This is a genomic window from Streptomyces sp. NPDC046379 (assembly GCF_055587785.1).
Genome location: NZ_JBVJFP010000002.1, coordinates 104212 through 124914, shown reverse-complemented (window position 1 = coordinate 124914; position 20703 = coordinate 104212). Strand labels below are relative to the sequence as shown.

The following is a 20703-nucleotide window of genomic DNA, read 5'->3' as shown; positions in this document are numbered from 1 at the left end:
TCAGATCCGGTAACCGGAGCCGGGGACGGTGACGATGACGGGCGGCTCGCCCAGCTTGCGGCGCAGGGTCATCACGGTGACCCGGACGACGTTGGTGAACGGGTCGGTGTTCTCGTCCCACGCCTTCTCCAGGAGCTGCTCGGCGGAGACGACGGCGCCCTCGCTGCGCATCAGCACCTCCAGGACGGCGAACTCCTTGGGGGCGAGCTGGACCTCCCTGCCGTCGCGGAAGACCTCGCGGCGGTTGGGGTCGAGCTTGATCCCGGCACGCTCCAGGACCGGCGGCAGCGGCACGCTGGTGCGCCGGCCGAGGGCACGCACGCGTGCCGTCAGCTCGCTGAAGGCGAAGGGCTTGGGGAGGTAGTCGTCGGCGCCCAGCTCCAGCCCCTCGACGCGGTCGCTGACGTCGCCGGAGGCCGTGAGCATCAGCACGCGCGTGGGCATCCCCAGCTCCACGATCCTGCGGCAGACGTCGTCGCCGTGCACCAGCGGGAGGTCGCGGTCGAGGACGACCACGTCGTAGTCGTTGACGCCGATGCGCTCCAGGGCGGCCGCACCGTCGTACACGACGTCGACGGCCATGGCCTCCCGGCGCAGTCCGGTGGCCACCGCATCGGCGAGCAGCTGCTCGTCCTCGACGACGAGTACGCGCACGTCGGTTGTCCTTCCTCTGTGGTCTGTTGCCTCCATCCTGCCTTTTTCGGCCATAAGTCGGCGGTAAGGCGGCCGGGCGGCCCCGCGCCGGGACGGCGGCGGGACGGTGGCGGGACTGCGACCGGAGGGCGACTGGAGGGCGGCGGGTCCGGGAATGCGAGATTTTCTCCCCGAGTGGAGGTTTCCGCGAAGGACGGCGGGGGGAGGACGGTTTACACCCCGCGATCACGCTCTGCTTGTGCCGCGCCACCATGCGGTACATCGGGTCCGCTTTCCGCAGAGTGGGCGTGGGTGTCCGGCACCGTCGCCGCCCGGCAGGGCTGCGCTGGGCACCCATGGGAGACGTGATCGCCCCTTCCAGTACGGCACACCCCCGTGCCGACGACCCACCGACCCAGGACGAGGGGGCGCAGCATGGACGCTTTCACCGCAGGACTTCTGCAGCGCATAAGGGCGACCGAGTCCGACCTGACGCGGGCCCGGGACGAGGGCGACGACTTCCTCGTCGAGGTGGAGCAGGGCGAGCTCGACGACCTGCGCCGCCTCGCGGCCGAACACGGCGTGGAAGTCGGCATGTCCGGCGTCTGACCGGCCGAGCGACCAACCGGCCGACCGATCCGTGCGCCACTGCCCCGGCGAATCCATCGCCGGGGCAGTGGTGTGTCCACCGCAGGCACCGAAGGCAGGCCCCCGCGATCAGTCGTGCCAGGCGCCGAAGTCCTCCAGGAGGCGCTGGAGGGGCTCGAAGACGCCGGGGGTGGCCGCGACCGTCAGGTCGCGTGAGGGGCGCTCTCCGGGGCGTCCACCGGTCAGCGCGCCCGCTTCCCGGGCGATCAGGTCGCCCGCGGCGTAGTCCCAGGCGTTGAGGCCGCGCTCGTAGTAGCCGTCCAGGCGGCCGGCGGCCAGGTCGCACAGGTCGACCGCGGCCGAGCCGCCTCGGCGGATGTCGCGCAGCAGCGGGATCAGCCGGTGGGCCACCTCGGCCTGGTGGATCTTGACCTCGGTGACGTAGTTGAACCCGGTGGAGACCAGGGCCTGGTCCAGGGGCGGCGCCGGGCGGCAGGAGAGCCGGCGTTCGCCGTCCCAGGCGCCGGTGGCCCAGGCCCCGCCGCCGCGCACCGCGTGGTACGTCTCGCCGCGCATGGGCGCCGCGACCACGCCGACGACGGTCTCGCCGTCCTGCTCGGCCGCGATGGACACGGCCCAGGTGGGCAGGCCGTAGAGGTAGTTGACGGTGCCGTCGAGCGGGTCGATGACCCAGCGGACGCCGCTGGTGCCCTCGGTGGCGGCGCCCTCCTCGCCGAGGAAGCCGTCGTCGGGGCGGTGCTCGGCGATCAGGCCGGTGATCAGTTTCTCCGCCGCGATGTCCATCTCGGTCACCACGTCGATGGGGCTCGACTTGGTGGCGGCCACCGCGAGGTCGGCCGGGCGGCCGTCCCGCAGCAGCTCGCCCGCGCGCCGGGCGGCCTCCCGGGCGAGCCGCAGCAGTTCGGTGGGCAGGGCGTCGGTCACGGTGCTCCTTGTTCGCGCTTCGGCTTCGGATTCCGGGTGGGGAGCCGCAATCCCGGATTCGGGAGTCGGGATTCCGGCTTCGGGATTCCGGCTTCGGTTCCGGATGCGGGGACTCGGGGATTCAGGCGACGGGGCTGTCGGCGCCCGCGGCGGCGGGGCGCGGGGCGCGGGCCGGGCAGCAGCCCACGGGGCAGAGCTGGTGGCTCGGGCCGAGGGCGCCGAGCGCGCAGGGCGTGACGTCCTGGCCGCGTTCCAGGGCGGCGCGCTCCAGGACGAGGTCGCGCACGGCGGCGGCGAACCGGGGGTCCGCGCCGACGGTGGCCGAACGGCGCACCGGCAGGCCCAGTTCCTCGGCCTTGGCCTTCGCCTCCGTGTCGAGGTCGTAGAGGACCTCCATGTGGTCGGAGACGAAACCGATCGGGGCCATCACGACGGCCGGGACGCCGGCCGCGTGCCGCTCCTCGAGGTGGTCGCAGATGTCGGGCTCCAGCCAGGGGATGTGCGGGGCGCCGGAGCGGGACTGGTAGACGAGCTGCCACGGGTGGTCGACGCCGGTGCGCTCGCGGACGGCGTCGGCGATCAGCCGGGCCACGTCCAGGTGCTGCCTGACGTAGGCGCCGCCGTCGCCGTGGCCCTCCACCGGACCGGAGGTGTCCGCCGCGGAGACCGGGATGGAGTGGGTGGTGAACGCGATGTGCGCCTGGTCGCGTACGTGCCCGGGGAGGTCGGCGAGGGACTCGAGGACGCCGTCGATCATGGGCTCCAGGAAGCCGGGGTGGTTGAAGTAGTGCCGCAGCTTGTCGATCCGCGGCGGCTCGAGGCCCTCGGCCTTCAGCGCCTCCAGCGACTCGGCGAGGTTCTCGCGGTACTGGCGGCAGCCCGAGTAGGAGGCGTACGCGCTGGTGGCGAGGACCAGGACGCGCCGGCGGCCGTCCCGGACCATGTCGCGCAGGGTGTCGGTCAGGTAGGGGGCCCAGTTGCGGTTGCCCCAGTAGACCGGCAGGTCGAGGCCGTGGTCGGCGAAGTCCTCGCGCAGGGCCTGGAGCAGGGCGCGGTTCTGGTCGTTGATCGGGCTGACCCCGCCGAACAGGAAGTAGTGCTTGCCGACCTCCTTGAGGCGTTCGGTCGGGATGCCGCGTCCGCGCGTCACGTTCTCCAGGAACGGGACGACGTCGTCCGGCCCCTCCGGGCCGCCGAACGAGAGCAGGAGCAGGGCGTCGTAAGGGGTGGAAGGGGCGGAATCGAGCGCGTCTGGCATGAGGTCGATCCTGCCACCCGGCACTGACGGCCGGGAAACGGTGGGGTGCCGATCGGGACGCGCACGAGGTGCGTTAGGGTCACCTAACTCGTAAGCTGTATCCGCAGCGTTCACGCCTTACCCTGCCGTCGGAGACCCCGTGCCCAGCCCTTACAGCGCCCTGTTCGCCGCCCCCGGCTCCAAGGCCTTCTCCGCGGCGGGTCTCCTCGGCCGGATGCCGCTGTCGATGATGGGCATCGGCGTGGTCACGATGGTCTCCCAGCTGACCGGCCGCTACGGCCTCGCGGGCGCGCTGTCGGCCACCATCGCCCTGTCGGCGGCGGTGGCCGGTCCGCAGGTGTCCCGGCTGGTGGACCGGCACGGGCAGCGGCGGGTGCTGCGCCCCGCGACGCTGGTGTCGCTGGTCGCCGCGGGCGTGCTGCTGCTGGCCGCGCACTACCGGTGGCCGGACTGGACGCTGTTCGTCGCGTGCGTCGGCGTCGGCTGCGTGCCCAGCGTGGGTGCGATGGTCCGGGCCCGCTGGGCGGCCCTGTACCGGGGCACCCCGCAGCTGCACACCGCGTACTCCTTCGAGTCCGTGGTGGACGAGGTCTGCTTCATCTTCGGGCCGATCATCTCCATCGGTCTGTCCACCGCGTGGTTCCCCGAGGCCGGGCCGCTGCTGGCGGCCTGCTTCCTGGCGGCCGGCGTCTTCTGGCTGACCGCGCAGCGCTCGACCGAACCCGAGCCTCATCCGCGCGAGCGCCACGGCGGCGGCAGCGCCCTGCGCGCCCCGGGCCTCCAGGTGCTGGTCATGACGTTCGTCGCCACCGGCGCGGTCTTCGGCGCGGTCGACGTGGTCACCGTGGCCTTCGCCGAGGAGCAGGGCCACAAGGCCGCGGCCAGCATCGTCCTCGCGCTGTACGCGGCGGGCTCCTGTGTGGCGGGCGCCGTGTTCGGGCTGCTGCACTTCAAGGGGGTGCCCGAACCTCGCTGGCTGCTGGGCGTGTGTGCGATGGGCGTGAGTATGATCCCCCTCCTACTGGTCGGGAACCTGCCGTTTCTGGCCGTGGCGCTCTTCGTCGCGGGTCTGGCCATCGCTCCCACGATGATCACGACGATGTCCCTGATCGAGGAGCACGTACCACGCGCGCAGCTGACCGAGGGCATGACCTGGGTGAGCACCGGGCTCGCGGTGGGGGTCGCGCTGGGCTCCGCCGTGGCCGGCTGGGTGATCGACGCCGCCGGGGCGCGCGCCGGGTACGGGGTTCCGGCGGTGTCCGGAGCCGTCGCGGTCGCGGTCGGTTTCCTCGGGTACCGCCGGCTCAAGCGGCCGGTTCCGGGTCGGGGAGGCACCGTTGGGCAGCACAGCGAACGGAAAGAACGGCACCTGGCGTAACTGGGCCGGCAACGTCTCGGCCCGGCCGGCGCGGGAGGTCGCGCCCGCCTCCGTGGAGGAGCTGTGCGCCGCGGTGCGGCGGGCCGCGGAGGACGGCCTGCGCGTGAAGGCCGTCGGCACCGGGCACTCGTTCACGTCCATAGCGGCGACGGACGGCATGTTGATCCGCCCTCAACTGCTGACCGGCATACGTGACATCGACCGGGAGGCCGGGACGGTCACCGTGGAGGCCGGCACTCCGCTCAAGAGACTCAACATCGCCCTGGCCCGCGAGGGTCTGTCGCTGACCAACATGGGCGACATCATGGAGCAGACGGTCGCCGGGGCCGTCGGCACGGGCACGCACGGCACGGGCCGCGACTCCGCCTCCCTCGCCGCCCAGATCAGGGCGCTGGAACTGGTCACCGCCGACGGCTCGGTCCTCACCTGCTCCGCGCGGGAGAACCCGGACGTCTTCGCCGCCGCCCGGATCGGCCTGGGCGCCCTGGGCGTCGTCAGCGCGATCACGTTCGCCGTGGAGCCGATCTTCCTGCTCACGGCCCGCGAGGAGCCGATGAGCCTCGACCGGGTCACCGGCGCGTTCGACGAGCTGTGGGCCGAGAACGAGCACTTCGAGTTCTACTGGTTCCCGCACACCGGCAACACCAACACCAAGCGCAACAACCGCAGCGGGGGCCCGGCACGGCCGGTGAGCCCGGTCAGGGGCTGGCTGGAGGACGAGTTCCTCTCCAACGGCGTCTTCCGGGCGGCCAACTGGCTCGGCCGCGCGGCGCCCGCCGCCGTCCCGGCGATCGCCCGCGTCTCCAGCCGGGCGCTGTCCGCGCGGACCTACACCGACATCCCCTACAAGGTCTTCACCTCTCCGCGCCGCGTGCGCTTCGTGGAGATGGAGTACGCCGTTCCGCGTGCGGCGGTCGTGGACGCGCTGCGCGAGCTGAAGGCGATGGTGGACCGGTCCCGGCTGCGGATCAGCTTCCCCGTCGAGGTGCGCACCGCACCGGCCGACGACATCGCGCTGTCCACCGCGTCGGGCCGGGACAGCGCGTACATCGCCGTGCACATGTTCCGCGGCACCCCCTATCGGGCGTACTTCACCGAGGCCGAGCGGATCTTCGTCGCGCACGAGGGCCGGCCGCACTGGGGCAAGGTGCACACCCGTGACGCGGAGTACTTCGCGCGGGTGTATCCGCGTTTCGGTGAGTTCACGGCCCTGCGCGACCGACTCGATCCCGAACGGCTGTTCCAGAACGACTACTTGCGGAGGGTTCTTGGGCCGTAGTCCGCGAACGCGGCGTCACCCGATGGCGTGATCCGGGGACCGTCCGCCGGGCCCGGGAAACCGTCGCTTCCGCTTCCGGTGATTCCGTGAAGTTCGCCACGTTCATGATCCGGGAAACCCCCGCGTGACGGCGAAGTCCCGTCGTCCCGAGCAAGTTGGGCGGCGCGGCGACCCACGCTCTTGGCCCGAATGGAGTACTGTTGCGAGCCCTGGGTCCGGTCTCCCACCTGGGCGTCCGGGACCGCGAAGGACCGCCGGGAGGGGGCTTGTTGCACAGGGTGACGGAGTTGGTCACTTAGCGTTGCGAATAGGTAACCGTGCCATAACGGCGTTCCAGGGCCCGTGCCCGACACGCCGGGCAACTCGGCAAGGTTGTGGCAGGCTGCACCCGGGCAGGCCACACTCGACTAGCGGAAGCAGCGACGCACGTGACGTCGGCAGGCACCACCCGGGAGGTCCCCATGCCCGAACTGCGTGTCGTGGCCGTCTCCAATGACGGCACACGGCTGGTGCTGAAGGCTGCGGACAGCACGGAGTACACGCTTCCGATCGACGAACGGCTCCGCGCCGCCGTGCGCGGCGACCGTCCTCGCCTCGGCCAGATCGAGATCGAGGTGGAGAGCCATCTCCGCCCCCGCGACATCCAGGCGCGGATACGCGCGGGTGCGACCGCGGAAGAGGTCGCCCAGATGGCGGGCATCCCCGTCGACCGGGTCCGCCGCTTCGAGGGCCCCGTGCTGGCCGAGCGCGCCTTCATGGCCGAGCGTGCCCGCAAGACCCCCGTCCGCCGCCCCGGCGAGAACTCCGGCCCGCTGCTCGGCGAGGCCGTCCAGGAGCGACTGCTGCTGCGCGGCGCCGAGAAGGACACCGTCCAGTGGGACTCCTGGCGGCGCGACGACGGCACCTGGGAAGTGCTGCTGGTCTACCGCGTCGCGGGCGAGCCGCACTCGGCGAGCTGGACCTACGACCCGCCCCGGCGGCTCGTCCAGGCCGTGGACGACGAGGCGCGCTCGCTGATCGGCGAGACCGACGACCTCGGCGCCCCCGAGCCCAGTTTCCCGTTCGTGCCGCGCATCGCCCGGCTGCCGCGCGACCGCCCGCTGGACCGCGGCGGCGACCGCGAGCGCCCGAGCCTGCCCGGTCCGCCGGAGCCGGCCGAGGAGAGCGCGAGCGAGCGCGACTCGCTGACCAGCCTGCTGGAGGCGGTGCCGAGCTTCCGGGGCGACCTCGTGGTGCCCGAGCGTCCCACGGACCCGGAGGAGGAGCCGGCGGCGTCGGCGCCCGTCCCCGTGGAGGAGGAGCCGCCCGCGCCCGCCGCCTCGGCCGGGGCCGGCTCGGCCTACGCCGACGTCCTCATGCCCCGCTCGGTCGGCGCCCACCGCGACCGCCTCGTCGGCGCGACCGACCGCCAGGCCGAGGCCGACGGCGTCCGCCCGGGCCGCCGCGCGGCGGTCCCGAGCTGGGACGAGATCGTGTTCGGGACTCGGCGCAAGAAGCAGGAGTAATCGGCCGTACGACCATGGCGGTCGTACGACCATGAGGCCCGCGCCGTCGAAAGGGCGCGGGCCTCGTCGCGTACGGGGCCCGTGAGGGCCCCACGGCGAGCTACTGCGGGTCGGGGCCGACCGCGACCGGGCGCTCCGGGTCCGAGGACCACTCCGACCACGAACCGACGTACAGCGCGGCCGGGATGCCCGCCACCGCGAGCGCCAGCACCTCGTGCGCTCCCGAGACACCCGACCCGCAGTACACGCCGACCTCCGTGCCGCCGGAGGCGCCCAGCGACGCGAACCGCGCCGCCAGTTCATCCGCCGGCCGGAACCGGCCGTCCGCCGCCACGTTCCCGGTCGTCGGCGCGGACACCGCGCCCGGGATGTGCCCGCCGACCCGGTCGATCGGCTCCACCTCCCCGCGGTACCGCTCCCCCGCGCGGGCGTCGAACAGCACGCCGGTGCGGGCCAGCGCCGCGGCCCCGTCGGCGTCCAGCAGCCCCGTCGCGCCGGGCGCCGGCCGGAAGTCGCCCGCCTCGGGCGACGGCGCCTCCACCGACAGCGGTCCCTCCCAGGCGGTCAATCCTCCGTCGAGGACGCTCACTTCCGGGTGACCCGTCCAGCGCAGCAGCCACCACGCGCGGGCGGCGGCCCAGCCCTGCCCGCCGTCGTACACGACGACCGGCCGCCCGGCCGACACCCCGGCCCGGCGCATGGCCGCGCCGAACACCTCCAGGTCCGGCAGCGGATGCCGGCCGCCGGCGCCCGGCGGGCCGGCCAGCTCACGGTCCAGATCGACGAAGACCGCACCGGGGATGTGGCCGGCCGCGTACTCGGCCCGCCCGTCGAAGGACGGCTCGCCGGCCGCCTTGGCCACGCTCAACTGCCAGCGCACGTCGAGCAGTACGGGCGGCGCCTCGCCCGCCAGCGCGGTCGCGAGGTCGGATGCGGAGATGATGGCGTTCATGGCCCCATCCTGGCGCACAGGGTGGCCGCGTCGTCCAGGTCCGGCTACTCTGCTCGGCCTGACAGGCTGCATCACCGCCCGTACTCGACCGAGTACCTGCTGTGCAGCCGATCAATGAGACGCAATCACCCCGCATCCACCCGCATCAAGCTGTAGCGAGCCACAGCAAGCCGCATCAAGTCACTCGGTCAACCATCGATCAACCCACTCACCGAACGGACGTAAGCCGCGCTTCGGACACCCTTCGGACACGGTCCGGTAGCGGCGGCGCGCCGGAGCGCGTGACGCCGGGGCCGGTGCGAGCATCGGCCCCCGGGGGGCCGGAGTGCGGACACGACGCGGCCACCACGAGGGGCCGAGGAGAGAGTTGACGATGACCGAGGCACGGGGGCCGGACGGCCGACGCGGCGCAGCACACGCCCGGTACACGCCCGGCGCGCCCTGCTGGGTGAGCCTGATGGTGCACGGCATGGCCGCGACCCAGGACTTCTACGGAGCACTGTTCGGCTGGGAGTTCCGGCCCGGCCCGCGCCAACTCGGCCCGTACGTGCGGGCCCTGCTCGACGGCCACGACGTCGCGGGCATCGGACTGCTGCCGCCGGACCGGCATCTGCCGGTCGCGTGGACGCCGTACTTCGCCTCCGACGACGCCGACCGGACGGCCGAGCGGGTGCGGCTGTGCGGCGGCACGGTCGGCGTGGGCCCGCTCGACGCCGACGACGCCGGGCGGCTCGCCATCTGCTCGGACCCGGCGGGCGCGGTCTTCGGCGTGTGGCAGGCGGCGGCGCACCGCGGCACGGACGTCGCCGGCGTCCCCGGCGCCCCGGCGTGGCACGAGCTGCTGACGTACGAGACCACGAACGTCGCCAAGTTCTACGGCACCCTCTTCGGCCACGAGGTCAAGACGGTGGAGTCCGCCGGCCTCGACCGGGTGATGCTCCACCTCGACGGCCGCCCGGTCGCCGGGGTGCACGGCCTCGGCAGAGCCCTGCCCCGCGACCGGGGCCCGCACTGGCTGACGTACTTCGAGACCGCCGACCCGGACGCCGCGGCGGACCTGGTGACCGACCTGGGCGGACAGGTGCTGGATCCGCCGCACGAGACGGGGCGGGGCAGGACGGCGACGGTGACCGATCCGGCGGGGGCGCGGTTCTCCCTGATCCGGAGCGGGCGGTAGCGCTCTCCGCTCGGCCGCCCGGCGTCAGCCCGTGACCGGCCGGGACCCGAGCGCGTACTCCGCCCACACCGTCTTGCCCGGCCCGTCCGGGCGCGGATGCCAGTCCCAACGGGCCGCGAGCTCCGACACGAGGAGCAGCCCACGGCCGGTTTCCCCGTCACCGGCGTCCCCCTCCCGGAGCGCGGGGCGGCGGGGAACGCGCTCCGCGCGGGCGTCGGTGACCTCGACACGGACGGCTCCGCCGTGGGGCGCGGCCTGCAACCGCAGGCGGAAGTCCCGGCCGGGGACGTGTCCGTGCCGCACGGCGTTCGCGGCCAGCTCCGCGACGATCAGGGTGATTTCCTCGTGCGGCTCGGTGCCGTACGGAATTCCCCACTCGTCCAGCCTGACGGCAGCCAGTCTCCGGGCGAGGCGCGCCCCGCGCGGTGTGGAGGTGAAGCACATCGCGAACGTGCGCGCCGCGGTCGGGGCCGCCATGGGGTTCGTCGTCATGCCGACCAAGATGCCGCCGGTCGCGTAGCGTTACCATCGGTCACGCTACGACAGGGGGCGGCTGTACGCGCGGTGTCGGCGCGTGTCTGCGCCGCGGATCGTGACGGCGTCCACTGCGGGGCGTTGGTTCGAGGAGGCGGTGATGCGGATGGCCGAGCGCAAGGGTGCTACGGGGGCCGGTGAAGTGCCGGGACAGCGTGAGAACGACGGCACCGGGTCGGTCGTGGGGCTCGGGGACGGCTGGGACGACGACGGGGCGGGGCGGCGTCCGGAGGACGAGGCCGGGCACGGAGTGGTCGTCGCCTTCGGGCAGACGATGAAGGCGCTCCGGGTGCGGGCGGGGCTGGAGCGCGAGGAGTTCGGGCGGCTGCTCGGGTACTCCGCGTCCACGGTCGCGTCGTTCGAGCAGGGGCGGAGGATTCCGTCGCCGAGGACGATCGACCGGGCGGACGAGGTGCTGGGGGCCGGGGGGTTGCTGTGTCTGTGGAAGGAGGAGGTGGAGCGGGCGCAGTATCCGACCTTCTTCCAGGGGATGGCGGCGCTGGAGAAGACGGCCGTCGAGCTGCTCTCCTACGACACCCTCGTGGTCAAGGGACTGCTTCAGACCGAGGAGTACATGAGGGCGTTGCTGGGCATGCGACGCCCTCCTCTGGACCAGGAAATCATCGAGCAGCGGGTGGCAGCGCGGCTGGTCCGGCAAGCCATCTTCGACCGACGGCCCGCCCCGTTGTTCAGTTCTGTGATGGACGAGTCGGTGCTGCGACGTTGCTACGGCGGTCGGGGCGTGCTGCGTGGGCAGTTGGAGCATCTCCTCCTGATCGGTCAGAAGCCCCACGTCGAGATCCAAGTCATGCCGCTGTGCAGCGAGGAAAGCGCTGGCGTGGACGGGCCGTTCACCGTCGTCACGCAGAAGGGCGGCAAAAAGTTCGTGTATCTCGAAGCCCAGGGCACCAGCACTCTTCAGACCGACCCGGATCACGCGGCTCTCGCCGCCGCCCGCTATGGGATCATCCGATCGCAGGCTCTCACTCCGCGAGAGTCACTGAGGTTCATCGAAGGGTTGCTGGGAGAGCTATGAACAACGCCGAGTCCTCAACCGCCTCCGGCCTCGTCTGGTTCAAGAGCAGCTACAGCGGAGCCGAGGGCGGCGATTGTGTCGAGGTCGCTGACGCCACGGCAGTCGTGCACGTCCGCGACTCCAAGGCCATAACCGGCCCCGTCCTCACCGTCTCGCGCCAGGCGTGGGCGGAGTTCGTCGGGCCCGTCTCAGCGGGGCGTCCGTAGCCGGAATAGGCCCGCCCCACCCCGCGTTGCCGCGATCATGACGACGAGCGCATCCAAGCCCGAGGTACTGAAGTACACCGCCTTCTCCGGCGATCCCGAGGGCGGGAACCCCGCCGGTGTCGTGCTGGACGCCACCGGGCTGGGCGACGAGGACATGCTGGCCATCGCCGCGGACCTCGGTTACTCGGAGTCCGCGTTCCTGACCGCTCCCCCGGAAGGGCTCGGCGGTCAGGAGGGGCGGGCGTTCGGGATCCGTTACTTCAGTCCCAAGGCCGAGGTGCCGTTCTGCGGGCACGCCACCGTCGCGACCGCCGTCGCGCTCGCCGAGCGGATCGGGCCCGGGGAGCTGGTGTTCGCGACGCGGGCGGGCACCGTGCCGGTGGAGGTGGCCGAGGTGGACGGGGCCCTCCGGGCCACGCTCACCAGCGTCGAGCCGCACGTCGAGGGGATCGCCGACGCCGACCTCGCGGAGGCGCTCGCCGCGCTAGGGTGGCCGGCTGCCGATCTCGATCCTGCCTTCCCGCCCCGGATCGCGTTCGCCGGCGCCCGTCATCTCGTGCTGGCGGCGGCGACGCGCGCCCGCCTCGCCGATCTGGCCTACGACTTCGCGCGGCTGGAAGCACTGATGCACCGCTTGGACCTGACCACCGTCCAGTTGGCATGGCGGGAGTCGGCCACCGTCTTCCACGTCCGCGACCCGTTCCCCGTGGGCGGTGTCGTGGAGGACCCGGCGACCGGGGCCGCGGCCGCCGCGTTCGGCGCGTACCTCCGGGAGCTGGGCCTGGTCCCCGAGGATGCCGTGCTCACCCTGCATCAGGGCGAGGATCTCGGCCGGCCCGGCGAGCTGACGGTGACGCTGCGCGCGGGCGACCGACGGGTCCGGGTCGGCGGCGCCGGGGCCCGCATCGGCTGATCAACTGCCGGGCGAGGCCCATCGTTCAGGTGTCGGCCGGACGGCGGCCCCCTCGTCCGGCCGACCGGGCGGCGGGTCGGGTCGGCCGTCGTCCCCGTGCCGGCCGGGCCGCGGGTCAGGCCGAGGTGATCGGCAGGACGTCCGGCGACAGCGCCGCAGCGCGGGCCGATGCGGCCGTCATGCGGCGGCGGTGGTGACGCCGGCACAGGACCTCGTAGCCGATCGTGTCACCCTGGTCGACGTCCCCCACGACCACCTGCGCGCCCTCGACCACCATCACCCCGCCCACCGTGCGGGCGTTGTGGGTGGCGCGGGCGCCGCACCAGCACAGGGCCTCCACCTGGAGCACCTCCACCCGGTCCGCCAGTTCCACCAGCCGCTGGGAACCGGGGAACAGCTTGGTGCGGAAGTCGGTCGTGATGCCGAAGGCGTAGACGTCCACCTCCAGGTCGTCCACCACGCGCGCGAGCTGGTCGATCTGTGCCGGGGCGAGGAACTGCGCCTCGTCGGCGATGACGTAGTCGGCGCGGCGGCCCCGGGAGAGGTGGTCGACCAGATACGCGTACAGGTCCATGCCGTCCTCGACCTCGACCGCGTCGGTGACCAGGCCGAGCCGTGAGGACAGTTTGCCCTCGCCGGCGCGGTCGTCGCGGGTGAAGATCATGCCCTGGAGTCCGCGCGCGGAGCGGTTGTGCTCGATCTGCAGTGCCAGCGTCGACTTCCCGCAGTCCATCGTTCCGGAGAAGAAGACCAGCTCGGGCATGGGGGGTTGAGCACCTTTCGGCATCACGGGTCGGGAAACGTCAGGAGCGTACTTCGAGCAGCGGGACCAGCTGCTCGGCCGGGGTCATCGAGCCGTGGTTGCCGACCATGGACGACTCCTTGGGCTCCCGCTCGGAGGCGATGAGCAGCACGTCGTCCCGCGCGGCGGCCACCACGTCGCCGATCCGGGCGTACACCCGCTCGTCGATGTGCGGACCGAACCAGCCGGCCGCGATCGCCTCGTCCCTCGAAGCCACCCAGAACTGCTCGCCGAGCACCTCGCGCCAGCAGGTCAGCACGTCGTTCGCGGCGCCCGGCACCGCGTAGACGTGACGGGCCCGGCCCTCGCCGCCGAGCAGGGCGACGCCGGCGCGCAGCTCCCAGTCCTCGTCGAAGTCGATGCGGTGCTGCTCGTCGAAGGGCACGTCGATCATGCCGTGGTCGGCGGTGATGTAGAGGGCACTGCGCGGCGGCAGCTGCTCGGCCAGCCGCTGGGCGAGCCGGTCGACGTACATGAGCTGGCCGCGCCAGGTGTCCGACTCGACGCCGAAGCGGTGCCCGGAGCCGTCGACCTCGGCGTAGTACGTGTAGACCAGGCTGCGGTCGGCGGCGGCGAGCTGCTCGGCGGCGACGTCCATGCGCTCCTCGCCGGACAGCCGCCCGAGGAACGTTCCGCCGCTGAGCGCGACCTTGGTCAGCGGGGTGTTCTGGAAGGTCGGGGAGGTGACCTGGGCGGCGTGCACACCGGCGGCGTCGGCCAGCTGGAAGAGGGTGGGGTACGGCTGCCAGGCGTCCGGGGCGGTCCACGGCTGCCAGCGGAGCTGGTTCATCAGCTCGCCGGTGTCGGGGTTGCGCACCGTGTAGCCGGGCAGGCCGTGCGCGCCCGGCGGCAGTCCGGTGCCGACGGAGGCGAGGGAGGTGGCGGTGGTCGCCGGGTAGCCGGCGGTGATCGGGCGGCCGGTGCCGCCGCGGGAGCTGCCGAGGAGGGAGTGGAGGAAGGGAGCCTCGTCGGGGTGGTCGCGCAGCTGTTCCCAGCCGAGGCCGTCGATCAGGAAGACGCAGGCGCGGTCGGCGGGGGCCAGCTCGGGTATCGCGGCGGTCACGCCGGGCACGCCCATGCCGGCGGCGAGGGTGGGCAGCAGGTCGGCGAGCGATCCGGCGCCGTACTCGGGCACGGGCGCGGAGGCGACGGCGAGGGGTTCCGGGTGGGCGTCCCAGGCGGTGGGGTGCGCCATCAGCGGCCGACGTTCGCGGTCGCCTCGGAGATGGCCTGCGCGAAGGCGAGGGCCTGGCGCACCGTCTCGGGACCGTCGCCGGCCTCGCTGACGCGCAGGCTGAGGTCGTCGGCCGTGGAGTTGCCGGTGTAGCCGTGGTCGGCCTCGCAGTTGGGGTCGCCGCAGGCGGCGGGCTCCAGGTCGATGCGGGAGACGGCGCCCCAGCCGATGGTCAGCACGACCTCGCGCGGCAGGGTGCCGGGCGTGTACGACTCCGGGTTGGCGACGACGCGGCTGAGCACGACCGAGGAGATCCGGCCGAGCTTGACGGATTCGGTGGACGTCGTGGCGTACGGGGACGGGGAGGTGTCGTCGGCGGCCTGCTCGTCGGTGTGGCTGACGATGAAGCGGTTGTCCGTGAGGACCAGCACGGTGACGTGCCGGCGGACCTCGTTCTGGTCGAACGTCGTCTCCTGGTGGACCAGGTACGACCGGATGGGCTCGCCGCCCACGGCGGTCTCCACCGCCTCGGCCACGAGGGCCGGGTAGTAGCCGCTGCGCTCGATCGCCGCACGCAGCCCCTGGGTCGTCGTACTGGTCTTGGCCATGCGGTCCATCCTACGGGGGCCCACCGACTGCGAGGCACCGCTCGCGCCACCCGCCCGCTCGCGCCGGTCCGGGGTGGGCGGGCGGGGCACCGGGCTGCGGGGGCTGTGCTCGGGTGTCGTGCTCGGCCGACGGGCGGGGCGGGGCTCAGTAGGCGGGCAGGGTGCGCGGGCCGAGGTCGCCGCGGGCGGGCGGGGGCGCCAGCCGGACGGAGGCGCCGAGGACGCTCAGGCCGTGCGGGGCGACGACGACCGGCTCCAGGGTGACCGCGACCACCTCCGGGTGGTCGTCGACCAGGCGGGACACCCGCAGCAGCAGTTCCTCCAGGGCGGGGGTGTCGACGGGGGTCGAGCCACGCCAGCCGAACAGCAGCGGCGCGGTCCGGATGGAGCGGATCAGCGAGGCCGCCTCCCGGTCGGTGACGGGGACCAGCCGGTGCGCCATGTCGCCGAGCAGCTGGGACGCGGCTCCCGCGAGCCCGAAGGAGAGCACCGCTCCGGCAGCGGGGTCGATCACGGTCCGTACGACGGTGTCCACCCCGCGCGGCGCCATCCGCTGCACGACCGGCCGCAGCTCCCCGGGGTCGCCGAACAGCTCCGTCAGCTCGGCGAAGGCGCGGCGCAGCTGCTCCTCGTCGGCGAGGTCGAGCCGTACGCCGCCGAGGTCCGCGCGGTGACGCAGATGCGGGGCGGTGGCCTTGAGGGCGACGGGGTAGCCGAGCGTGCGGGCGGCGGCGACGGCGTCGTCCGGGGCGGGTGCGGGCAGGGCGCGGTGGACGGCGATGCCGTACGTGCCGAGCAGGTCGCAGGTCTCGTCCGTGCCGAGGGTGAGGCCCTGTCCGCGCGCGAGGAGGCCGCCGATCAGCTCGGCGGCGGCGCGCTCGTCGATGTCCTCGTACTCGGGGACCTTGCCGGGGTCGGCGTTGTCGCGCCGCCACTGCGCGTACTTGACGGCTTCGGCGAGGGCGCGGACGGCCCGCTCGGCGGCGGGGTAGGCGGGGATGAGGCGGCCTTCTGCGGGGGACGGGGTGGGGGTCGGGTGCGTGGCAGGGGCTGTGGCAGGGGCTGGGGTCGGCTCAGGGGCCTGCGGGCCGGTCGGCGCGGCCGGTGGCGGTACTGCGGGCGCCGGCGGTGATGCCGCGGGCGCCGGCGGTGGTGGCGCGGGCGCCGGCGACTGCGGGACCGCAGGCGCGGCCGGCTGCGGCGCCGTGCCGGCCGCCGCGGAGAGCGCCGCCGCCAGGCCGCCCAGCTCCACGTGCACGACCAGCACCGGCTTGGACGGCACCGCGGCGGCGGCCGACCGGAGCGCCTGCGCCAGCGCCGCGTCCTCGGCCGGCGCCTCCCCGATGGCCGGGATCGCCGTCACCACGACCGCGTCGCAGGCCTCGTCGGCCAGCGCCCGGGACAGGGCCGCGCGGAAGTCCTCCGGTGACGCGCCCGTGGTCAGGTCCAGCGGGGGCAGCGGACGCAGCCCTTCGGCGAGGCAGGCGTCGTACGACAGCAGGCCGAGCGACTCGGAGTTGCCGAGGATCGCCACGCGCGGGCCGGCGGGCAACGGCTGGCGGGCGAGCAGCAGGCCCGCGTCGACCAGCTCGGTGATCGTGTCCACGCGGATCACCCCGGCCTGCCGCAGCAGCGCGGAGACCGTGGCGTGCGGGAGCCGGGTCGCCCGGACGGCGTGTCCCTGGGGGGCGGCTCCGCCGTGGCGCGCGCCCTGCACCACGACCAGCGGCTTGACGGCCGCCGTGCGCCGCGCGAGACGCGTGAACTTGCGCGGATTGCCGATGGACTCCAGGTACATCAGGGCGACGTCGGTGTCCGGGTCGTCGTACCAGTACTGGAGGACGTCGTTGCCGGAGACGTCGGCGCGGTTGCCGGATGAGACGAAGGTCGACACACCCGTGACGCCGGTGACTCCGCCGCCGCGCCGGTGCAGCCGGGACAGCAGCGCGACGCCGATGGCCCCGGACTGGGCGAAGAGACCGATCCGGCCGGGGCGCGGCATCTCGGGCGCGAGCGAGGCGTTGAGCCGCACCTCCGGGGAGGTGTTGATGACGCCGAAGGCGTTGGGGCCGATGATCCTCATCCCGTACGCGCGCGCGTGCCGCACCAGTTCGCGCTGGCGCTCGCGGCCCTCGGGCCCGCTCTCGGCGTACCCGGCGGAGATCACCACGAGCCCCTGCACGCCGTGTTCGCCGCACTCCGCGACCACCTCGGGCACGTGCCGCGCGGGCACCGCGACGACGGCGAGGTCGACGGGCCCCTCGATGTCGCGCACCGAGCGGTGGGCGGGGACGCCGTCGATCTCCTTCCGCCCCTCGGGCAGGGCGCGGTTGACGGCGAACAGCGGGCCGGTGAAACCGGCCTCCTTGAGATTGCCGAGGATGTCGCGGCCCACGCCTCCGGGGGTGCGGCCGACGCCGACGACGGCGACCGAGCCGGGCGCCAGCAGCCGCCGTACCGACCGTCCCTCGGCGCGCTGCTCCCGCGCCCGCTGGACGGCGAGCGACCGGTCGGTGGGTTCGAGGTCCAGCTCCAGGCGTACGACGCCGTCCTCGAAGCTGCGCTTCTGGGTGTACCCGGCGTCCGTGAACACCTTGATCATCTTGGTGTTGGCGGGCAGCACCTCGGCGGCGAAGCGGCGGATGCCGCGTTCGCGGGCGACGGCGGCGATGTGCTCCAGCAGCGCGGAGGCGACGCCCCTGCCCTGGTGGGCGTCCTGGACGAGGAAGGCGACCTCGGCCTCGTCGGCGGGCGCGGAGGCCGGCATGCCGTCGGCGCCGATGCGGTCGTAGCGGACGGTGGCGATGAACTCGCCGCCGACCGTGGCCGCGAGGCCCACGCGGTCCACGAAGTCGTGGTGGGTGAAGCGGTGGACGTCCTTGGCGGACAGGCGCGGGTAGGGGGCGAAGAAGCGGTAGTACTTCGACTCGTCCGACACCTGCTCGTAGAAGCTCACCAGGCGGTCGGCGTCGTCGACGGTGATGGGGCGCACGCGCGCGGTGCCGCCGTCGCGGAGCACCACGTCGGCCTCCCAGTGGGCGGGGTACGCGTGCCGGTCCGACGGGCTCTGCATGGGCCCCAGGGTACGGCTCGCGCCCGGTGGCGGCGCGGGGCAGTCTGGGGCTGCCGGGCCGCGCGGCGGTCCGGGGGCCGGCAGACCGTGGGCCGGCCCGGGGGTCGGACCCGGCAGGCCGCGCGCCGGGCAGGGCTCACCGTATGGGAAACTGGTCTAGACAACCCTGAACACCTGAAGGGCAGCATCGCATGGCTGAGCGCCGCGTCAACGTCGGCTGGGCCGAGGGTCTCCACGCCCGCCCCGCCTCCATCTTCGTCCGAGCCGCCATGGCCGCAGGCGTCCCGGTGACGGTCGCCAAGGCGGACGGCAACCCCGTCAACGCGGCCTCCATGCTGGCCGTTCTCGGTCTGGGCGCACGGGGCGGCGAGGAGATCGTGCTGGCTTCGGACGCCGAGGGCGCGGACGCCGCCCTGGACCGGCTGGCCAAGCTGGTCGCGGAGGGACTCGAGGAACTGCCCGAGACGGTCTGAGCCCTCGGTGATACCTCGGGAATCCCTCGGGGGCAATGCCATGAACCGCGTCGCCCGTTCCGGGTGGCGCGGTTTCTGCTCTGCGCCCGGCGCGACTTTCTCTCCGCCCGGCGCGACTTCCACTCTCCGCGACGGGCGTGCGGGAAGAATTCGACGCACCCGGAAAGGGCAGCGGAAATACGCCTCCGCCGAATTGCTTCTCTTTGTATACGGCCCTCTTGTTAATATCGGAGGCCCGTCACGTTTACGGGATGTTGCGAAGTCCTCACACGCTCCGCGCGGTCGGCGCCGCCCGAGAAGCGCAGCCGGTGCGCACCGGTCGCGCGCTCGGTGTGCAGCGCCGTGAGCGCCCGCGCGCGCTCGCTGTCGCCGCGCGCCACGGCGTCCACGATCGCCCCGTGCTCCGTCCAGGACTCCAACGGGCTGGCGGGCGCGTCCACCGCGTACATCCAGGCGATCTTGTGCCGCAGCTGGGTCAGCATGGAGGTCAGGGCGGGGCTGCCGGAGGCCTGGGCGAGCGTCTCGTGGAACCAGCCGCCCAGGGAGCGCAGATCCTCGCTGCTGCCGCGCCGGGCCCGTTCCTGGCCCAGCCGGACCAGCCCGCGCAGCACCTTCAGATGGGCCTCGGTGCGGCGCTGGGCGGCGCGGGAGGCGCCCAGCGGCTCCAGCAGCATGCGCATCTCCAGCAGGTCGGCGGCCTCCTGCTCGGTGGGTTCCGCGACGCACGCGCCCGCGTGCCGCCGGGTCACCACGAAGCCCTCGGCCTCCAGCGTGCGCAGGGCCTCGCGGACGGGGACGCGGGAGACGCCGTAGCGGCGGGCGAGGAGTTCCTCGGTGAGCCGGCTGCCGCGCTCGTAGACACCGGCGACGATGTCGTCCCGGATCGCCGTGCATACCGAGTGCGCCGGAATACGCATGACCGACCTCCGCCTTAATCCCCGTGAAACGTCGACGATTGACGTGTGTTCAGTGACTCTATGGCAGCGGGCCGGAATTTCCGATGGCAGGCCGGAATCCAGGGATATTTTTTGGACAACGCACGTCCGAAAAGACCGAAAGCCCCGGCTCGGGGAGCCGGGGCCGCGGGTGTTTCGGGTTGGGGCGCCGTCAGAGGCTCACGCCGTGCGCGCGGAGGTACGCCAGCGGGTCGATGTCCGAGCCGTACTGCGCGCTCGTGCGGGCCTCGAAGTGCAGGTGCGCTCCGGTGACGTTGCCGGTGGCACCGGACAGGCCGATCTGCTGCCCCGGTGTGACGCTCTGGCCCACGGACACGGCGACGGAGGACAGGTGGCCGTACTGGGTGTAGGTGCCGTCGTTCATCCGGAGGACCACCTGGTTGCCGTACGCACCTCCCCAGCCGGCCTCCACGACGGTGCCGGAGCCGACCGCGCGGACGGGCGTGCCGCTCGCGGCGTGGAAGTCGATGCCCGTGTGGCTGCCGGAGGACCACACCGCGCCGCCCGCCCGGTAGGCGGTGGAGACGTAGGAGCCGGCGATCGGCGCCACGTAGGTGTTGAGGCGCAGCCGCTCGGCCTCGCGGGCCGCTCGGGCCCTCTCCGCGCGGGCCTGCTCGGCCCGGGCCTCGGCCCGCTTCTTCGCGGCGGCCTCCGCCTTCGCCTCGGCGGCGGCGCGCTCGGCGGCCTGGTGCTGCGCGGCGGCCTGGGCGTCGATCTGCTCGGCGACCGAGTCGCCGATGGTGACGACCGGCAGCAGGCCGGTCTGCCCGGCGGCGGGTTCGGCGGCGCCCGCGGGGGCCGCGAGGATGCCCATGACGCCGCTGGTGGTGAGGGCGGCGGCGCCGGCCATACGGGCGGTGGTGCGCTGCATACGGCCGGGACGACGGTGCTTCCCGGTGGCGCAGGTGAACGCCATGGAGTGGCTTGTCCTTTCCTTCCCTCTCGCCTACCGGGTTAGCTGACGGGTTCGGAGCAGGAAGGTCTCCTACGGACTCCCTCGCCGTGCGCGCGGGCGTCCGATTCACCCCAGGGACTTGGTGGTTGGGTCCCCGGCTCCCCTGGCTCGCGCCGTACGGGGACTCGGCGATGACTGTCCGGTGCCGCGGGTGCGGCGCACTGCCTGACGGACAGCCCGCAAGACGCTAAGCGCGGCTGTCTTCAATTCTCAAACGCAGCCGGGGGTTTGTAGCGCATCCCACAGGGCAGAGCGGCA

20 protein-coding genes and 1 riboswitch are annotated in these 20703 nt (G+C 73.3%); of the genes, 9 read left to right on the top strand and 11 right to left on the bottom strand.

Annotation, left to right across the window (positions count from 1 at the left end; genetic code table 11):
• Window positions 1-654, bottom strand: coding sequence for a response regulator transcription factor (locus ACZ6KF_RS04560; protein ID WP_356633225.1), 654 nt, complete (start codon window positions 652-654; stop codon window positions 1-3).
• A gap of 414 nt (window positions 655-1068) precedes the next feature.
• On the opposite strand from ACZ6KF_RS04560, the gene ACZ6KF_RS04555 reads away from it, so the two are divergent.
• Window positions 1069-1242, top strand: coding sequence for a hypothetical protein (locus ACZ6KF_RS04555; protein WP_356633223.1), 174 nt, complete (start codon window positions 1069-1071; stop codon window positions 1240-1242).
• Window positions 1243-1350: 108 nt separating this feature from the next.
• Here the strand turns inward: ACZ6KF_RS04555 and ACZ6KF_RS04550 are convergent, their stop codons facing one another.
• Together ACZ6KF_RS04550 and ACZ6KF_RS04545 are read right to left on the bottom strand one after the other, a co-directional pair.
• On the bottom strand, window positions 1351-2166 hold the full coding sequence (locus ACZ6KF_RS04550) for an inositol monophosphatase family protein (RefSeq protein WP_356633221.1): 816 nt from the start codon (window positions 2164-2166) through the stop codon (window positions 1351-1353).
• Window positions 2167-2287: 121 nt separating this feature from the next.
• A complete protein-coding gene (locus tag ACZ6KF_RS04545) occupies window positions 2288-3424 on the bottom strand; it encodes a ferrochelatase (protein WP_469237265.1) in 1137 nt (378 codons plus the stop codon).
• Between the two features lie 139 nt (window positions 3425-3563).
• Between ACZ6KF_RS04545 and ACZ6KF_RS04540 the strand changes: the two genes are divergently transcribed.
• The 3 genes from ACZ6KF_RS04540 to sepH all read left to right on the top strand — a co-directional run bounded on the left by ACZ6KF_RS04540 (window position 3564) and on the right by sepH (window position 7586).
• Window positions 3564-4802 (top strand): MFS transporter, encoded by a 1239-nt coding sequence (locus ACZ6KF_RS04540; protein ID WP_469237263.1) that lies wholly within the window; start codon window positions 3564-3566, stop codon window positions 4800-4802.
• On the top strand, window positions 4762-6081 hold the full coding sequence (locus tag ACZ6KF_RS04535; protein ID WP_469237261.1) for a D-arabinono-1,4-lactone oxidase: 1320 nt from the start codon (window positions 4762-4764) through the stop codon (window positions 6079-6081). Before ACZ6KF_RS04540 ends, ACZ6KF_RS04535 begins: the two co-directional genes overlap by 41 nt.
• A gap of 461 nt (window positions 6082-6542) precedes the next feature.
• Window positions 6543-7586, top strand: a complete 1044-nt coding sequence (gene sepH, locus ACZ6KF_RS04530) for a septation protein SepH (protein WP_356633213.1) — start codon at window positions 6543-6545, stop codon at window positions 7584-7586.
• Window positions 7587-7686: 100 nt separating this feature from the next.
• Here the strand turns inward: sepH and ACZ6KF_RS04525 are convergent, their stop codons facing one another.
• Window positions 7687-8538 carry a sulfurtransferase gene (locus tag ACZ6KF_RS04525; protein WP_469175224.1) on the bottom strand — a complete coding sequence of 284 codons (852 nt, stop codon included), beginning with the start codon at window positions 8536-8538 and terminating at the stop codon, window positions 7687-7689.
• 373 nt (window positions 8539-8911) lie between these two features.
• Here ACZ6KF_RS04525 and ACZ6KF_RS04520 point away from each other — a divergent pair, with 373 nt between their 5' ends.
• Window positions 8912-9715 carry a VOC family protein gene (locus ACZ6KF_RS04520; RefSeq protein ID WP_356633209.1) on the top strand — a complete coding sequence of 268 codons (804 nt, stop codon included), beginning with the start codon at window positions 8912-8914 and terminating at the stop codon, window positions 9713-9715.
• A gap of 24 nt (window positions 9716-9739) precedes the next feature.
• Here ACZ6KF_RS04520 and ACZ6KF_RS04515 read toward each other — a convergent pair whose 3' ends face one another.
• Window positions 9740-10207 carry an ATP-binding protein gene (locus ACZ6KF_RS04515; protein ID WP_469158338.1) on the bottom strand — a complete coding sequence of 156 codons (468 nt, stop codon included), beginning with the start codon at window positions 10205-10207 and terminating at the stop codon, window positions 9740-9742.
• A 148-nt stretch (window positions 10208-10355) separates the two neighbouring features.
• Between ACZ6KF_RS04515 and ACZ6KF_RS04510 the strand changes: the two genes are divergently transcribed.
• The 3 genes from ACZ6KF_RS04510 to ACZ6KF_RS04500 are packed head-to-tail and all read left to right on the top strand — an operon-like array spanning window position 10356 to window position 12404.
• Window positions 10356-11285, top strand: coding sequence for a helix-turn-helix domain-containing protein (locus ACZ6KF_RS04510; protein ID WP_469237258.1), 930 nt, complete (start codon window positions 10356-10358; stop codon window positions 11283-11285).
• Entirely contained in the window at window positions 11282-11491 is a 210-nt protein-coding gene (locus ACZ6KF_RS04505) for a DUF397 domain-containing protein (protein WP_469237256.1), read from the top strand. The genes ACZ6KF_RS04510 and ACZ6KF_RS04505 overlap by 4 nt, the downstream gene beginning before the upstream one ends.
• A 37-nt stretch (window positions 11492-11528) precedes the next feature.
• Window positions 11529-12404 carry a PhzF family phenazine biosynthesis isomerase gene (locus ACZ6KF_RS04500; RefSeq protein ID WP_356633201.1) on the top strand — a complete coding sequence of 292 codons (876 nt, stop codon included), beginning with the start codon at window positions 11529-11531 and terminating at the stop codon, window positions 12402-12404.
• A 115-nt stretch (window positions 12405-12519) separates the two neighbouring features.
• Here ACZ6KF_RS04500 and ACZ6KF_RS04495 read toward each other — a convergent pair whose 3' ends face one another.
• The 4 genes from ACZ6KF_RS04495 to ACZ6KF_RS04480 form a co-directional block, all read right to left on the bottom strand.
• Window positions 12520-13167 (bottom strand): thymidine kinase, encoded by a 648-nt coding sequence (locus tag ACZ6KF_RS04495; RefSeq protein ID WP_356633199.1) that lies wholly within the window; start codon window positions 13165-13167, stop codon window positions 12520-12522.
• 40 nt (window positions 13168-13207) lie between these two features.
• Window positions 13208-14401: an alkaline phosphatase family protein gene (locus ACZ6KF_RS04490; RefSeq protein ID WP_356633197.1), complete on the bottom strand. Its 1194-nt coding sequence runs from the start codon at window positions 14399-14401 to the stop codon at window positions 13208-13210.
• Window positions 14401-14997, bottom strand: coding sequence for a DUF5998 family protein (locus tag ACZ6KF_RS04485; protein ID WP_356633195.1), 597 nt, complete (start codon window positions 14995-14997; stop codon window positions 14401-14403). The genes ACZ6KF_RS04490 and ACZ6KF_RS04485 overlap by 1 nt, the downstream gene beginning before the upstream one ends.
• A 136-nt stretch (window positions 14998-15133) precedes the next feature.
• Entirely contained in the window at window positions 15134-18061 is a 2928-nt protein-coding gene (locus tag ACZ6KF_RS04480; RefSeq protein WP_469237254.1) for a bifunctional acetate--CoA ligase family protein/GNAT family N-acetyltransferase, read from the bottom strand.
• A 191-nt stretch (window positions 18062-18252) separates the two neighbouring features.
• Between ACZ6KF_RS04480 and ACZ6KF_RS04475 the strand changes: the two genes are divergently transcribed.
• Entirely contained in the window at window positions 18253-18534 is a 282-nt protein-coding gene (locus ACZ6KF_RS04475) for an HPr family phosphocarrier protein (protein WP_356633191.1), read from the top strand.
• Between the two features lie 221 nt (window positions 18535-18755).
• Here ACZ6KF_RS04475 and ACZ6KF_RS04470 read toward each other — a convergent pair whose 3' ends face one another.
• Window positions 18756-19451, bottom strand: coding sequence for a GntR family transcriptional regulator (locus ACZ6KF_RS04470; protein ID WP_469158343.1), 696 nt, complete (start codon window positions 19449-19451; stop codon window positions 18756-18758).
• A gap of 190 nt (window positions 19452-19641) precedes the next feature.
• Window positions 19642-20406 (bottom strand): M23 family metallopeptidase, encoded by a 765-nt coding sequence (locus ACZ6KF_RS04465; protein WP_356633187.1) that lies wholly within the window; start codon window positions 20404-20406, stop codon window positions 19642-19644.
• Between the two features lie 12 nt (window positions 20407-20418).
• Window positions 20419-20586, bottom strand: a riboswitch (cyclic di-AMP (ydaO/yuaA leader).
• Window positions 20587-20703 lie beyond the last annotated feature (117 nt).